Genomic DNA, 12,885 nt, shown 5'->3' on the forward strand with positions numbered 1-12,885 from the left:
CGTGGGCGTCGTTGCCGGATCGGTGACCGTCACCGTGGCGCGCCGGAAGCGCAGGGCCTCGCCGGCCGCGAGGCCGTCGCCCCGGTACACGACGCGGATGCGGCTGCCGGCGCGCTCGGTGCGCAGCTGCGCGCCGAGCCACACCCACGCACCGGCGGAGTCGCGGACACCGGCGAACGACTGGAGGATCGAGCCGTCCGGGGCGACCTCCTGCAGCGTCATCCGCACCGGTCTCACGGACCCGGCGACGTCGACCTGGCTCGCCACGTGCACCAGCGAGCCCGCCGACCTGACCGACTCGGTCGAGGTCCGCGACGTCGCCGTCACGTCGTCACCGGACGACCGGGTCTGCACCTGGCACGCGGGCTCGGCGCCTGAGAGCGCGGTGACGCTGGCATTGACCGACGGGGTCCACCCTGTGGCGCCGGACGTGCAGCCCGGGTTGGGGATCCACTCGCCCGGCTTCGCGGGCGGCTCGACCACGGTCACCTTCAGGGAGCGGACGAAGAGGTGCTGGCGGCCCTTGGCCTTCAGGTTGAACGCCCGCACCGTGATGCGGCTGTCGTCACGCCCGATCGTGAGGGTGGTCGTCAGGGTCCGGTAGCGCACCGAGCTCTTCACGAGCGGGCTGGTCCGCCAGCGAGGGGCCGACGCGACGGCGGCGTGCTCCTGGGCGCGGAGGGCGATCCGGCCGGCGCTGCTGCTGGCGCGCACCTGGGCCGAGACCGTGACCCGGGTGCCGGCGGCGAAGGTCGTGGGGCTCACGCCGCTGCGCACGTTGATCGACTTCGTGCGGCGCGAGGTGTTGGTGACCGCGAGCGACCTGGCCGACCCCGACGAGCCCACGCTCAGACGAGCCCCCGCGTTGGGGTACCAGTACGCGCGGCCCTGCCGGAAGTCGTGGTTGCGGACGACGTCCGCCGTCGTGGGGGTCCAGACGGTCGCCGACGTCGGCGCCTCGCTGGTCTGACCGCCCACCGCGGGGGTGCCGAGCACCCCCACGGTGACGATCCCCGAGATCAGCACGACGCATCCCCGTCGTGCTGCGGACATCCCGGTGACGGTGCGTTCTCCCATGGCATGCCACCTCGTGTGTGTTGTTGTTCTCTCCCAGACGCGGTGCTGCGGTCTCCCATCCGCCCACCACGCTGCGCCGACTCAACCACACTTCGGGACTTTAGTCCCGACAAAGTTCAGAATTGATCGGAAAAGGACCCGGATAAACCCGGGCGAGTTTCTCGAGGTCGAGAACTCAGGCCGGAAGAAGTCGGCCGATGAAGGACTCGAGCTGCTCGATCGTGCTGCAGGCGTGCATCGGCACGACCTCGGCGTACTCGGGCGCCACGGAGTCGCCGAGGCCCCAGCGGGACGGGTGCTCGGGGTTGAGCCAGAAGGTGCGTCGCGCGCGGTCCACCACGGCGGCCAGGGCCGGAAGTCCCAAGGGCTGGTTGTTGTTGCGGGCGTCTCCCAGGATGAGCACGCTCGTCCGTGGTCCGACGGCTTCGAGGTGGGTCGTGGCGAAGTCGGCGAACGCCTCGCCGTAGTCGCTGGAGGTGTGCCACGAGGTCACGCGTGCCTCCTGCGCGATGCGATCGGCAAGGTCTCCGCCGTCCTTGACGATGTCGGTGACCTCCGCCGTGGCGTTCACGAAGGCGAACACCCTGATCTTGCTGAACTGGTCGCTCAGTGCGCGGACCAGCAGCATCGTGAAGGCGGAGAATCCGGCCACCGACCCGGAGACGTCGCACAGCAGCACCAACTCCGGACGACCCGGGTGGGGCCGCGCGTGCACGGGGACGATCGGCACGCCACCGGTGCCCATGGCGCGCCGCATGGTGCGCCGGACGTCGATCCGACCTCGGCGCGCGGCTCGGCGACGAGCGGACAGCCGGGTGGCGAGCCGCCGAGCCAGGGGGCCGACGGCCGAGCGCAGGTCCTCCAGCTGCTGACGGTTGGCACTCAGGAAGTCGATGTGGTCGCTCGTGGCGCGCACCGCGTGCCGGGTCACGACGTCACGCCCCCGCGACTCAGCCGTGCGTCGCCGTGCCTCCGCGGCCACCATCTGGCGGAACGCCTCGACCAGTCGGCGCACCTCGTCGCGCTCGAGCCGGTCGGTGAACGGCGCCTCGGCCGGCGCCTGGGGCGGCGCCGCCGAGCCCTGACCGGTCCCGGACCCACGTGCGGACCCGCTCCCCGGCCCCCCGGACCCGCGGAGCCCGAGCGCCGCGGCGATCGTCGTCTGCGGTGCCAGCCGGTCGAGGGTCTGGAACGCCGACCATCCCTCGGTCCGTGTGCCGGCGCTGCCCACGACGCCGAGGGCGTCCACCGCCAGCTCGGCCACCTGCTCCAGCGTCCGCAGGTCGCCGTCGGCCAGGGCCATGGCCAGGAGGTCGCGCAGGTCCTGGGCGTCCACGGGACCCTCGTGCTCCTCGACGGCGGCCGAGACACCCACCCCGGCGGGGAAGTACAGGTCGAAGGTCATGTCGAACACCTCGCGCTGGCCGCTGCGCCGCATCAGGGCCGCGGCGAGCCCCTCCCGCAGGAGCGTCCGGTCCTGCAGCCCCAGCACCGTGGCCACCTGGCCGGCATCCACCACCTCGCTGGTCCCGATGCGCAGCCCCTTCGACCGCAGGGCGCCGGCGAAGGCCACCAGGCGGGCGGCCAGGTCCTCCCCGGCGGCCGGACCGGCGGTCGCTCCCGACTCGTCGTTCGACACGGCTGTCCCGGGCCCGCTCAGGCCTCGAGGACCGCGCGCACGTCGAGCGCGTCGCGCGCCTTGTCGATGTCCTCGCGATGCTTGAGCACCACGCCGAGGGTCTGGTCGACCGCCTCGTCGTCGAGCCGGCCACCGAGCGCCAGCAGCGTCTGCGCCCAGTCGATCGTCTCCGAGACCGACGGCGCCTTGCGCAGCGGCAGCGCGCGCAGGGCGTTGACGACCCGCACGAGGGACTCCGAGACGGCGTCGTCGAGGCCGGGCGCCTTGAGCGCGACGATGCGCCGCTCGAGCGCGGCGTCGGGGAAGTCCACGTGCAGGAACAGGCAGCGTCGGCGCAGCGCCTCGGACAGCTCCCGGGTCGCGTTGGACGTGAGCACCACGAACGGTCGTCGCGTGGCACGGATCGTCCCGAGCTCCGGCACGGTGACCTGGAAGTCACCCAGGACCTCGAGGAGCAGACCCTCGATCTCGACGTCGGCCTTGTCGGTCTCGTCCACGAGCAGGACCGTGGGCTCCGTCCGTCGGATCGCCGTGAGCAGCGGCCGGGGGAGGAGGAACTCCTCGCTGAAGACGTCCGTGCGCGCCTCGTCCCACGACTCGTCGCGCCCGGCCGTGATGCGCAGCAGCTGCTTGGCGTGGTTCCACTCGTAGAGGGCACGCGCCTCGTCGACGCCCTCGTAGCACTGCAGGCGCACCAGCTCCGCGCCCTGCGACTCGGCCACGGCGCGCGCCAGGTCGGTCTTCCCGACGCCCGCCGGACCCTCGACCAGCAGTGGCTTGCCGAGCACCGACGCGAGGTAGACGGTCGTGGACACCGCGTCCGAGGCGAGGTAGCCGACCTCGGCCAGACGTTCGGTGACGTCCTGGACCGAGCTGAAGTTCGTGGTGGCCATCGTGCCCCTTCCGGCATTGGTGCCTACCATCGTGCCGTGGGAGCTTTCGAGGTCGTCCGCGAGGTACCGATGGCACCGCCCGACGTGTTCGCGCGGCTCACCGACTGGGAACGTCATGGCGAGGTCGTCCCGCTCACACGGATCAGGCCGAGCGACACGGGGTTCGTGGCGCGCACGGCCGTGGGACCGGTCGGCTTCGACGACGTCATGGACATCGTGACGTGGGAGCCGCCGACCTTCTGCCGCATCGAGAAGCGTGGCCGGGTGGTCAAGGGCTGGGCCGAGCTGTCGGTCGAGCCGACGACGTCGGGATCGCGTGTCCGGTGGCGCGAGGAGGCGCACTGGCTCGGCGTCCCGCGGTTCGCCGCCGGCGTCGAGGAGGCCGCCGGTCGTGCGCTGTTCGGCCGCGTGGTCGACCATCTGCTGCGCACCTAGGATCGACGCATGGGGACTCCTGAAGCGCCGTACGCCGTCGACACCGAGGTGCTCGACATCTGCCGCGACCTGATCCGGCTCGACACGTCGAACTACGGCGACGGGAAGGGCCCCGGGGAGCGCAAGGCCGCCGAGCACGTCGCCGCGCTGCTCGCCGAGGTGGGCATCGAGTCCGAGATCATCGAGGCCGCGCCCGGTCGCGCCAGCCTCGTGGCCCGGTGGGGCGACCAGACGTCGAGCCGCGACGGACTCCTCGTGCACGGGCACCTCGACGTCGTGCCCGCGCAGGCCGACGACTGGTCGGTCGATCCCTTCGCCGGAGAGGTCAAGGACGGCTACCTGTGGGGACGCGGCGCCGTCGACATGAAGGACTTCGACGCCATGCTGCTGTCGGTGGTGCGGGCACGTCAGCGTGCGGGCGCCGTCCCGGACCGTCCCATCACGCTCGTGTTCACCTCCGACGAGGAGGCGGGCGGACGGGAAGGGGCCCACTGGCTCGTGGAGCACCGCCCCGACCTGTTCGAGGGGTGCACCGAGGCCATCGGCGAGGTCGGCGGCTTCTCGATCGAGGTCGGCGGCCAGCGCCTCTACCTGATCGAGTCCGGGGAGAAGGGCATCAGCTGGATGCGCCTGACGGCCAGGGGCACGGCCGGGCACGGGTCCATGCGCCAGCCCGACAACGCGATCACCCACCTCGCCCACGCGCTCGTGGCCATCGGGGAGCACGCGTGGCCGGCGACTCCCGGACCGTCCATGGAGCTGCTCCTGGCGAAGATCGCCGAGCTCACCGGAGACGACGCGAACGACCCCGACGCGCTCCTGGCGCACGTCGGTCCGGCGATCCGCATGCTGGGCGCCGGGCTGCGCAACTCCACCAACGCCTCGATGCTGCAGGCCGGCTACAAGCACAACGTGGTCCCGGGGGAGGCTGTCGCCTACGTGGACGGCCGGTACCTGCCCGGCCACGCGGAGTCCTTCATGCCCGCCGTGCAGGAGATCGTCGGCGACCGGGTCAGCGTGGAGCCCTACATCCTCGACCGCGCCCTGGAGTACCCGTTCCACGGCGACCTGGTCGACGCCATGACGGTCGCGCTGCACGCCGAGGACCCCGACGCACACATCGCGCCCTACCTGATGTCCGGCGGCACCGACGCGAAGGCGTGGGACAAGATCGGCATCACGTCGTACGGCTTCACGCCGCTTCGCCTGCCGGGTGACCTGGACTTCACGGCCTTGTTCCACGGCGTCGACGAAAGAGTTCCGGTCGACGCGCTGGAATTCGGCTCCCGGGTCTTCGATCGCTTTCTCGACCTGGTCTGACGCGCTCCCGGAGCACGAAAAGAATGTGCTGATCTTGGAATATCAACAATAAATCAATTAGATGGTGGCGCGCACGCGGATGATCTTGCGCCGCAGCCTGATGGTGCGCCGCCCCGAGGGGTCCTTGCGGAGCCGGTCGAGCTCCCAGCCCTGGAACTCGGCCGCGTCGGTGAGCAGCCGACAGACCGCCGAGCGCGACTGCGTCCGCGGCAGCGCGAAGTCCCAGAACTCGTACTCCACCGTCGCGTTGCGCAGGGCCACGTCAGTCCTCCCAGGCGTGGGGTGCGGAGACGTCGTCGAGGGCCGAGACGATCTCCGCGGGCAGGTCGAGGGTCTCGGACGCGAGCAGCGTCCGCAGCTGGGCCGTCGTCCGGGCGCCGAGCAGCGTGGTGGCGACCGTCGGCCGTTCCCGCACCCAGGCCAGGGCCACGTGGGCGGGGGAGACGTCGAGTCCCTCGGCGGCCCTGACGACGGACTCGACGACGGGGGCGCACTCGGGCGACAGGTACGGCGCCATGAAGTGCTCCCACTGCGGGACCGCGGCGCGGGAGTCCGAGGGGACGCCGGAGCGGTACTTGCCGGTCAGCACCCCGCGGGCCAACGGGGACCAGGCGATCGTGCCGAGCCCGAGGTGCTGTGCGGCGGGGACGACCTCGTCCTCGATCGTGCGGTTGAGCAACGAGTACTCGACCTGGTGTGAGACGAGCAGCGGACCGAGCGCACGCGTGGCCGAGGTCCGGGCCACGCCGACCTGCCACCCGGAGAAGTTCGACACGCCGACGTACCGCACGCGACCGCTCGAGACGGCGTGCTCCAGTGCCGCGAGGGTCTCCTCCCACGGCGTGAGCGGGTCCCAGGCGTGCAGCTGCCACAGGTCGAGGTGGTCGGTCCGCAGCGCACGCAGGGAGGCGTCGAGCTGGGCGAGCACGTGGCCGTGCGAGGCGTCCGAGACGACCTGGCCGCGGCGCAGGCCCACGACGGCCTTGCTGGCGAGCACCACGTCGTCGCGCACCCCACGCTTGGCGAGCAGGTCGCCCACGAGCGCCTCGGCCCGACCCTCGCCGTAGACCGGAGCGGTGTCGACGAAGGTCCCACCGGCCTCGAGGAACGCGGTGAGCTGGTCCTCGGCCTCGAGCTCGTCGACCTGCGACCCGAAGGTCATGGTCCCCAGGCCCAGTCGCGAGACCTGCAGACCGGAGTGGCCGACGTGACGCTCCTGCATGGCAGCACCCTAGTCGGGCCCCTGGCGCCCGGCGTCTAGGCTCGCAGGGTGGATGTCCTGCGATCTGTCGTGCTCGGCCTCGTCCAGGGGCTGACGGAGTTCCTGCCCATCTCGAGCAGTGCCCACCTGGCGATCATCCCGCGGTTCCTCGGGTGGGAGGATCCCGGGGCCGCCTACACCGCGGTCGTGCAGATCGGCACCGAGCTGGCGGTGGTCCTCTACTTCTGGCGCGACATCTGGACGATCGGCACGGGCTGGCTCAAGGGTCTCGTCTCGGCCGACGCCCGGGCGCTGCCGGAGTGGCGCATGGGCTGGTTCGTCATCATCGGGTCCCTGCCGATCGTGCTCGTCGGTCTCGCCCTCGAGGACCTCATCGACCGCGACTTCCGCAACCTCTGGGTCATCGCGACCATGCTCGTCGCCCTCGGCATCGTGCTCGGCATCGCCGAACGGGTCGGACGACGCACCCGGCCCATCGAGTCCCTGACCCTGACCCACGCCATCGCCCTCGGCCTGGCGCAGGCCGCCGCGGTGGTCCCCGGGGTCTCCCGCTCGGGCGCGACCATCAGCATGGGCCTGGTCCTCGGCTACGAGCGGGCCGCGGCCACGCGCTACGCCTTCCTGCTGGCCATCCCGGCCGTCGTGGGCGCCGGCGTCTACAAGCTGAAGGACGTGCCCGGCGGCGAGAACGCCTACGGGTGGGGCCCGACACTCGTGGGCACGGTCGTCTCGTTCGTGGTGGGGCTGGCCGTCATCCACTGGCTGCTGCAGTACGTGAGCAAGCACTCCTACGCCCCGTTCGTCGTCTACCGGATCGCGCTCGGCACCCTCGTGCTCGCCCTGCTGGCCTTCGGCGTCATCGGTGCCGGCGTCTCGACGTCGGCCTGAGGTGGTCGACGTGAGCCGCCCCACCGCCCTCGTCACCGGCGCCTCCCGCGGCATCGGTCTCGCCGTCGCCGAGGACCTCGCCCGCACGCACGACGTCGTGCTTGTCGGCCGCGGCGCCGACGGCCTGCACGCGGTCGCGGACCGCCTCGCCGGTGCCGCCGTCCTCGTCCTCGACGTCGCGGACGAGCACGCGGTGGACTCCGCCGTCCTGCCGGACCGTCTGGACGTCCTCGTGCACGCGGCCGGCATCTCGGAGCACGGCACGGTCGAGGAGGTCTCGCGCGGCGACTGGCGCCACGTGTTCGAGACCAACGTCTTCGGCGTGGCGCACCTCACGGCTCGCGCCCTCCCAGCACTCCGTGGCGCGAGCGGCACGGTCGTGCTGGTCAACTCCGGTGCCGGCCTGTTCTCCACCCCCGGGAACAGCGTGTACTCGGCCTCGAAGTTCGCGCTGCGCACGTTCGGCGACTGCCTGCGCGAGGAGGAGCGGGAGAACGGCGTGCGGGTGGTGTCGATCCACCCCGGCATCGTCGACACGCAGATGGGTCGTGCCGTCCTCGAACGTCGTGAGGGCGGTCGCCCCGAGCGGATGATCGCTCCCGAGACGATCGCGGCCGCGGTCCGCACCGCCGTCGACGCACCGCCCGAGGCCCAGTTCGAGACCGTCTCGATCCGTCCCACGCTCGACCCGAAGGGTCCCTGAGCGCTACAGCCAGCCCGACTTCTTGAACCGGCGGTAGATGTAGAGGCAGAGGCCGCCGATGAGGGCGAGGCAGAGCGGGTAGCCGTAGGTCCACGTGAGCTCGGGCATGTGCTCGAAGTTCATGCCGTAGATCCCGGCGATCGCGGTGGGGACGGCGAAGATCGTGGCGCCCGCGGTGAGCTTGCGCATGTCCTCGTTCTGCTGGACCGAGAGCTGCGCCAGGTGGGCGTTGAGCGCGTTGTCGAGCAGGTGGTCGATCGCGTCGATCGCCTCGGCCGCCCTCGCGAGGTGGTCGGCGATGTCGCGGAAGTAGGGGCGGGCATCCTCCGGGACGGCCACGCTCGCGAACCGCTGCACCGGCTCGCGCAGCGGCAGCACCGCGCGACGGAACTCGAGCGTCTCGCGCTTGAGCCGGTAGATGCGCGTCGAGTCGCTCGTCCGCTCGGTGGAGAAGACCGAGCTCTCGACCTCCTCCACGTCCTGCTCGAGCTCGCGGGCGACGTCCTCGTAGTGGTCGACGATGGTGTCGATGACGGCGTGGAAGGCTGCTGTCGGCCCGTGGGACATCGCGTCGCTGACGGCCTCGGCACGCTTGCGCGCCTCGCGCAGCGACTCGCCACCGTGGCGGACGGTCAGCAGGAAGTGCCCGCCGAGGAACAGGTTCACCTCGTGCGTACGGATGTCGTCGTCGCTGTAGGTGACGCTGCGCAGCGACGCGAACAGGTGGTCGGAGTACCGCTCGACCTTCGGGCGCTGGTGCGCCTCGAGGGCATCCTCCACGGCGAGCGGGTGCAGGTCGAGGGCGCTGGCGACCCGGCTCAGCTCGTCGGCACGGGGATTGGCCATGCCGATCCAGATGAACTCGCCCGCACCGAGGGTCGCGAGGGTCTCGCGCAGGGCGTCCGCGTCGTGGGAGGTGTCCTGACGGGCACCGTCGCGGTAGGTGGCGCAGTCGACGATCACGTGCTCATTCTGGCCCCACGAGGCCGATCCGCTTCGCGACGTGCCGCACGGCCCGCCGCGGATCACCTCGGGGAGGGTTCAGCGCTGGTAACGAGGCGGGTCCTGCGGACGCTGGTGACCGAGCTCCCCGCCGATGCGTCCGCCGAAGGGGCGACCGTGGTCGGCGAACTCGTCGCGCACGTAGGTCAGGCGCCACGGGCCCATCTCGATGCGACACCCCGTCCGCAGCGTCTGCACGGGGAGCTCGCGACCGTTGACGAAGGTCGGAGTCTGGCGTCCGCGGGCACCGATCACGTACTCGTCGGTGTCGGTGCGCGTGATGACGGCCTGCAGGTCGCTGACACCGTCCAGGCACAGGTCGGCGTCCGCGGTCGACCCGACCGTCGTCTCGCCCAGGGCCAGGTGGTGGACTCGCACCTCGCGGCCCGTGGCCGGGACGCGGGTGTCGGACAGGTACAGACGAGGGTGTCCGCCGCCGTACGGGTCGTGGGTGGTCGTGACGCGTCGCCGCGCCCACGGCGCCGTCGGCAGGTCGGGCCACGCGATCGGGGGCGGGAGCGCGAGAGCGTCGCCGGCGCCGGTGACCGCGCGTGCCTTGAGCCGGGCCGCGGCGCGCCAGCGCACGATCTGCACGTGGGAGGTGCCGGTGGCCAGCCTGTGCCAGAAGCGCTCGCGGACGGCGCCGAGACGCAGGATCGGGCCGACCTCGTCGGCGATCTCCAGGACGACGTCGGACTCGGCCAGGCGACGTGCGACCGTCCGGAAGTCACCTCCGGTCCGCCCGGCGGCGAAGGCACCCAGGTCGGCGGTGCGGAACGAGACGCGTCGGCCCACGGCCGTGACCTGGGCCGTCACCGGCGTGCCCCCGGGCGTGGCGACCTCGACGTCGACGAGAGCGCGCAGGCCGCTCACGTCAGCCCCGCGCCGGGTCCGCGCCGGGCATCTCGTCGTCGCTCGTGGTCACCCTGACGGTGCCGTTGAACTTCCAGAGGGCGCGCGGGGCGTCCGGGCCGGTGTCGCGCGGCACCTCGACCTCGAGGTCCTTGAGCTCGTAGCTCACGGCGGCGCCGCGCCCGGTCAGGTACTCCCACATCTCCCGCCCGAGGTCGGTCCAGTCGGTGACGGGCTGGGGGCCGGACGTCTGGCCACTGAGGTCGCGGGGCGAGGACGGTGTGCTGGTCATCGGGGGCTCCTTCGAAGCGGGTTCCTCCAGGGTGACGAGGCTCACACTCGACGGCAACTCGAACGGGGACGTCCCGCTCGAGGACGCGACGGGCGAGCGTCGTGCCCCGACGGATACGCTCGACCCATGCGTGCCTGGACCGGTCCCGAGATCCCCACGATCGATCCAGCGGCCCGGGACCAGATGCCCACCCTGCGTCTTCACGACACCCGGTCGGGCTCGCTCGTGGACTCCGCTCCCGAGGCCACGGCCCGGCTGTACGTCTGCGGCATCACGCCGTACGACGCCACCCACCTCGGGCACGCCGCCACCTACCTGACGTTCGACCTGCTGCAGCGCCAGTGGCTGGCCCGTGGGCTCGACGTCGTCTACACGCAGAACGTCACGGACGTCGACGACCCGCTGCTCGAGCGGGCCGAGGCAACCGGCGAGGACTGGCAGGCGCTGGCCGAGCGGGAGACCGAGCTGTTCCGCACCGACATGACCGCCCTGCGCATGCGGGCCCCGCAGCACTACGTGGGCGCGGTCGAGTCCATCGACCTCGTCACCGACCTGGTCGCCCGCCTCGGCGAGTCCGTCTACCGGGTCGACGACGACCTCTACTTCGACGTGCACGCCGACGCCGCCTTCGGATCGGTCTCGAACCTCGACGAGGAGTCCATGCGGGCCGTCTTCGGCGAGCGCGGGGGAGACCCCGACCGCGTCGGCAAGCGTGACCCCCTCGACTGCCTCGTGTGGCAGGCCCCCCGCCCGGGGGAGCCGTCGTGGGAGTCCCCCCTCGGGCCGGGGCGTCCGGGCTGGCACATCGAGTGCGCCGCCATCGCCCTGCAGCACCTCGGGACGGACTTCGACGTGCAGGGCGGTGGCTCCGACCTCGCCTTCCCGCACCACGAGATGTCGGCCTCGGAGGCTCGCGTGGCCACGGGCGAGGAGTTCGCCCGCGCGTTCGTGCACGCCGGCATGGTCGGCCTCGACGGCGAGAAGATGTCCAAGAGCAAGGGCAACCTGGTGCTCGTCTCGGCCCTGCGCGAAGCCGGCACCGACCCCATGGCCGTCCGGCTCGCCCTGCTGGCCCACCACTACCGCAGCGACTGGGAGTGGTTCGACACCGACCTCACGCAGGCCGAGGAGCGGCTGCGCCGCTGGCGCACGGCCGTCGAGCGTCCGACCGGGGCTCCGGCCGGCGCGCTCGTCGCCGACCTGGCAGCAGCGCTGTCGGACGACCTCGACGCGCCCCGTGCCCTCGAGGCCGTCGACGCGTGGACCGCACTCGACGGCACCGACGCCGAGGCGTCGCAAGAGGTCCGGGCCGCGGTCGACGCCCTGCTCGGCGTGGCGCTCTAGCACTCACGACGAGACGAACCGCCGGCTCGGGACAGAAGGGGGTGTGAGCCCCTCTCGACGTGTGGTCGTCCTCGGCTCGACGCTGGGGCTGCTCGCACCGCTGGGCGGACCTGCGCCTGCGGGTGCCCTCTCCTGCATCGGGCTCGCCGAGCAGCGACCGACCTCGCTCGTCCTCGCGGTCGTCAGCCATCTCCGGCCAGGTGGGTCGGGCGATCCCGCGCTCCTCTCCGTCGAGGTCAAGGAGATCTGGGTGGGCAGGGACGTCGCCGCCGAGGTCGAGCTCCGCCATCGGCACGCCGGCGGTGGACCGGCCCTGCGCACCGGAACCTGGGTGGTCGCTGCGCTGGACGCGGGCGGAGAGACCAGCCCGTGCTCGGTCGTGCCGACCGCACTGCTCGACATCGGGTCGATACGTCCCGAGCACCCTCGTGCGCCGGGGCGGGCACGTCCCGGCTGGTGGTCCGCCACGAGCACCGGCGCGTTCCTCCGCATCGAGTCGGCCGTCGTCAGGGGGTGAGCGACGTGCCGCGGCCCAGGTCGGCCCGCTCACCGCTGGCGTAGCCGTGGTCGATGCCGGTGCCGCTCAGGCGACGTCGGGGTGCCCGGCGCAACGATCCGTAACGGTCGTGCATGACCTGCTCGACCTCGTGGCTGCGGTCGGCGAGCACCATCTCGACCGACGGCTCGCCGTCGTCGCGCCCGGCCTGTGCCTGCGCTCGTGCGTCGTCCTCGACGGTCCGCAGCCGCACGTAGACCGCCTGGGAGAACCCCTGCCACCAGGACCGCTTGAACGCGGCGACGTGCTCGCCGCGCGGGATCTCGACCCGTGCGAGCTCGTGGGCGGCCTGGAGCAGCAGGCTGGTGACCAGGATCTCGGTGCACCGGACGTCGGCCTCGAGCCCGAACACGTGCACCGAGATGCAGGGCTCGGCACCCACCAGCACCGACTGGCAGCGCATCGCGTGGGCCACGTGCACGGCGAGGGTGGCCTTGTCGCGCACGTACGGCGCGTCGAGACGGACGAAGGCGTCGACGATCCCGACGGCGCGATGCCCGTCCTTGGCCAGCAGCGCGGCGTCGATGCCGTACTGCGCCATGAGCCGCTCGGCCTTGTCGCGGCACGTCTGCGCCTCGGCCGGCGTCGCCCCGGGGTCCTCGGCCAGCACCAGCAGCTGACGGATCTTGCGGAGCTTGGCGTCCTCGCTCACGCCTCGACGA

15 protein-coding genes are annotated in these 12,885 nt (G+C 72.0%); 6 read left to right on the plus strand and 9 right to left on the minus strand.

Annotated elements, in window-relative coordinates; translation table 11 throughout:
• The 3 genes from ASF38_RS15945 to ASF38_RS15955 form a co-directional block, all read right to left on the minus strand.
• Positions 1–1,077 (minus strand): carbohydrate binding domain-containing protein (locus ASF38_RS15945; protein WP_156366962.1); only part of this gene is annotated, 1,077 nt, incomplete at its 3' end.
• A 175-nt stretch (positions 1,078–1,252) separates the two neighbouring features.
• The gene (locus tag ASF38_RS15950; RefSeq protein ID WP_082480826.1) at positions 1,253–2,716 is read right to left on the minus strand and encodes a VWA domain-containing protein; all 1,464 of its coding nucleotides are present in this window, start codon (positions 2,714–2,716) and stop codon (positions 1,253–1,255) included.
• 17 nt (positions 2,717–2,733) lie between these two features.
• Positions 2,734–3,609: a MoxR family ATPase gene (locus ASF38_RS15955; RefSeq protein ID WP_056554602.1), complete on the minus strand. Its 876-nt coding sequence runs from the start codon at positions 3,607–3,609 to the stop codon at positions 2,734–2,736.
• A 36-nt stretch (positions 3,610–3,645) separates the two neighbouring features.
• Here ASF38_RS15955 and ASF38_RS15960 point away from each other — a divergent pair, with 36 nt between their 5' ends.
• Both ASF38_RS15960 and ASF38_RS15965 read left to right on the plus strand, forming a co-directional pair.
• Positions 3,646–4,044, plus strand: coding sequence for an SRPBCC family protein (locus ASF38_RS15960; RefSeq protein WP_156364791.1), 399 nt, complete (start codon positions 3,646–3,648; stop codon positions 4,042–4,044).
• A gap of 9 nt (positions 4,045–4,053) precedes the next feature.
• Positions 4,054–5,364, plus strand: a complete 1,311-nt coding sequence (locus ASF38_RS15965) for a M20/M25/M40 family metallo-hydrolase (RefSeq protein WP_056577342.1) — start codon at positions 4,054–4,056, stop codon at positions 5,362–5,364.
• A gap of 57 nt (positions 5,365–5,421) precedes the next feature.
• Here the strand turns inward: ASF38_RS15965 and ASF38_RS15970 are convergent, their stop codons facing one another.
• Together ASF38_RS15970 and ASF38_RS15975 are read right to left on the minus strand one after the other, a co-directional pair.
• A complete protein-coding gene (locus ASF38_RS15970; RefSeq protein WP_369797013.1) occupies positions 5,422–5,625 on the minus strand; it encodes a DUF5703 family protein in 204 nt (67 codons plus the stop codon).
• Position 5,626: 1 nt separating this feature from the next.
• Positions 5,627–6,586, minus strand: a complete 960-nt coding sequence (locus tag ASF38_RS15975; RefSeq protein ID WP_056554606.1) for an aldo/keto reductase — start codon at positions 6,584–6,586, stop codon at positions 5,627–5,629.
• A gap of 48 nt (positions 6,587–6,634) precedes the next feature.
• Here ASF38_RS15975 and ASF38_RS15980 point away from each other — a divergent pair, with 48 nt between their 5' ends.
• A complete protein-coding gene (locus ASF38_RS15980; RefSeq protein ID WP_056577345.1) occupies positions 6,635–7,474 on the plus strand; it encodes an undecaprenyl-diphosphate phosphatase in 840 nt (279 codons plus the stop codon).
• A gap of 10 nt (positions 7,475–7,484) precedes the next feature.
• Positions 7,485–8,177, plus strand: coding sequence for an SDR family oxidoreductase (locus ASF38_RS15985; RefSeq protein WP_235497767.1), 693 nt, complete (start codon positions 7,485–7,487; stop codon positions 8,175–8,177).
• Between the two features lie 3 nt (positions 8,178–8,180).
• Here the strand turns inward: ASF38_RS15985 and corA are convergent, their stop codons facing one another.
• The 3 genes from corA to ASF38_RS16000 form a co-directional block, all read right to left on the minus strand.
• Positions 8,181–9,140 (minus strand): magnesium/cobalt transporter CorA, encoded by a 960-nt coding sequence (corA, locus tag ASF38_RS15990; RefSeq protein WP_055968186.1) that lies wholly within the window; start codon positions 9,138–9,140, stop codon positions 8,181–8,183.
• 78 nt (positions 9,141–9,218) lie between these two features.
• Positions 9,219–10,052: an FHA domain-containing protein gene (locus tag ASF38_RS15995; RefSeq protein ID WP_055968189.1), complete on the minus strand. Its 834-nt coding sequence runs from the start codon at positions 10,050–10,052 to the stop codon at positions 9,219–9,221.
• A 1-nt stretch (position 10,053) separates the two neighbouring features.
• Positions 10,054–10,323: a hypothetical protein gene (locus ASF38_RS16000; protein ID WP_055968192.1), complete on the minus strand. Its 270-nt coding sequence runs from the start codon at positions 10,321–10,323 to the stop codon at positions 10,054–10,056.
• 126 nt (positions 10,324–10,449) lie between these two features.
• Here ASF38_RS16000 and mshC point away from each other — a divergent pair, with 126 nt between their 5' ends.
• On the plus strand, positions 10,450–11,667 hold the full coding sequence (gene mshC / locus ASF38_RS16005) for a cysteine--1-D-myo-inosityl 2-amino-2-deoxy-alpha-D-glucopyranoside ligase (protein WP_056577350.1): 1,218 nt from the start codon (positions 10,450–10,452) through the stop codon (positions 11,665–11,667).
• Positions 11,668–11,710: 43 nt separating this feature from the next.
• A complete protein-coding gene (locus ASF38_RS16010; protein ID WP_156366959.1) occupies positions 11,711–12,184 on the plus strand; it encodes a hypothetical protein in 474 nt (157 codons plus the stop codon).
• Here the strand turns inward: ASF38_RS16010 and ASF38_RS16015 are convergent.
• A complete protein-coding gene (locus tag ASF38_RS16015; RefSeq protein WP_056577355.1) occupies positions 12,174–12,875 on the minus strand; it encodes a DUF2786 domain-containing protein in 702 nt (233 codons plus the stop codon). The two genes, ASF38_RS16010 and ASF38_RS16015, sit on opposite strands and share 11 nt — an antisense overlap.
• Positions 12,876–12,885: the final 10 nt, after the last annotated feature.

Origin of the sequence: Aeromicrobium sp. Leaf272 (assembly GCF_001422865.1) — a bacterium.
In the GTDB taxonomy this organism is placed as follows: domain Bacteria; phylum Actinomycetota; class Actinomycetes; order Propionibacteriales; family Nocardioidaceae; genus Aeromicrobium.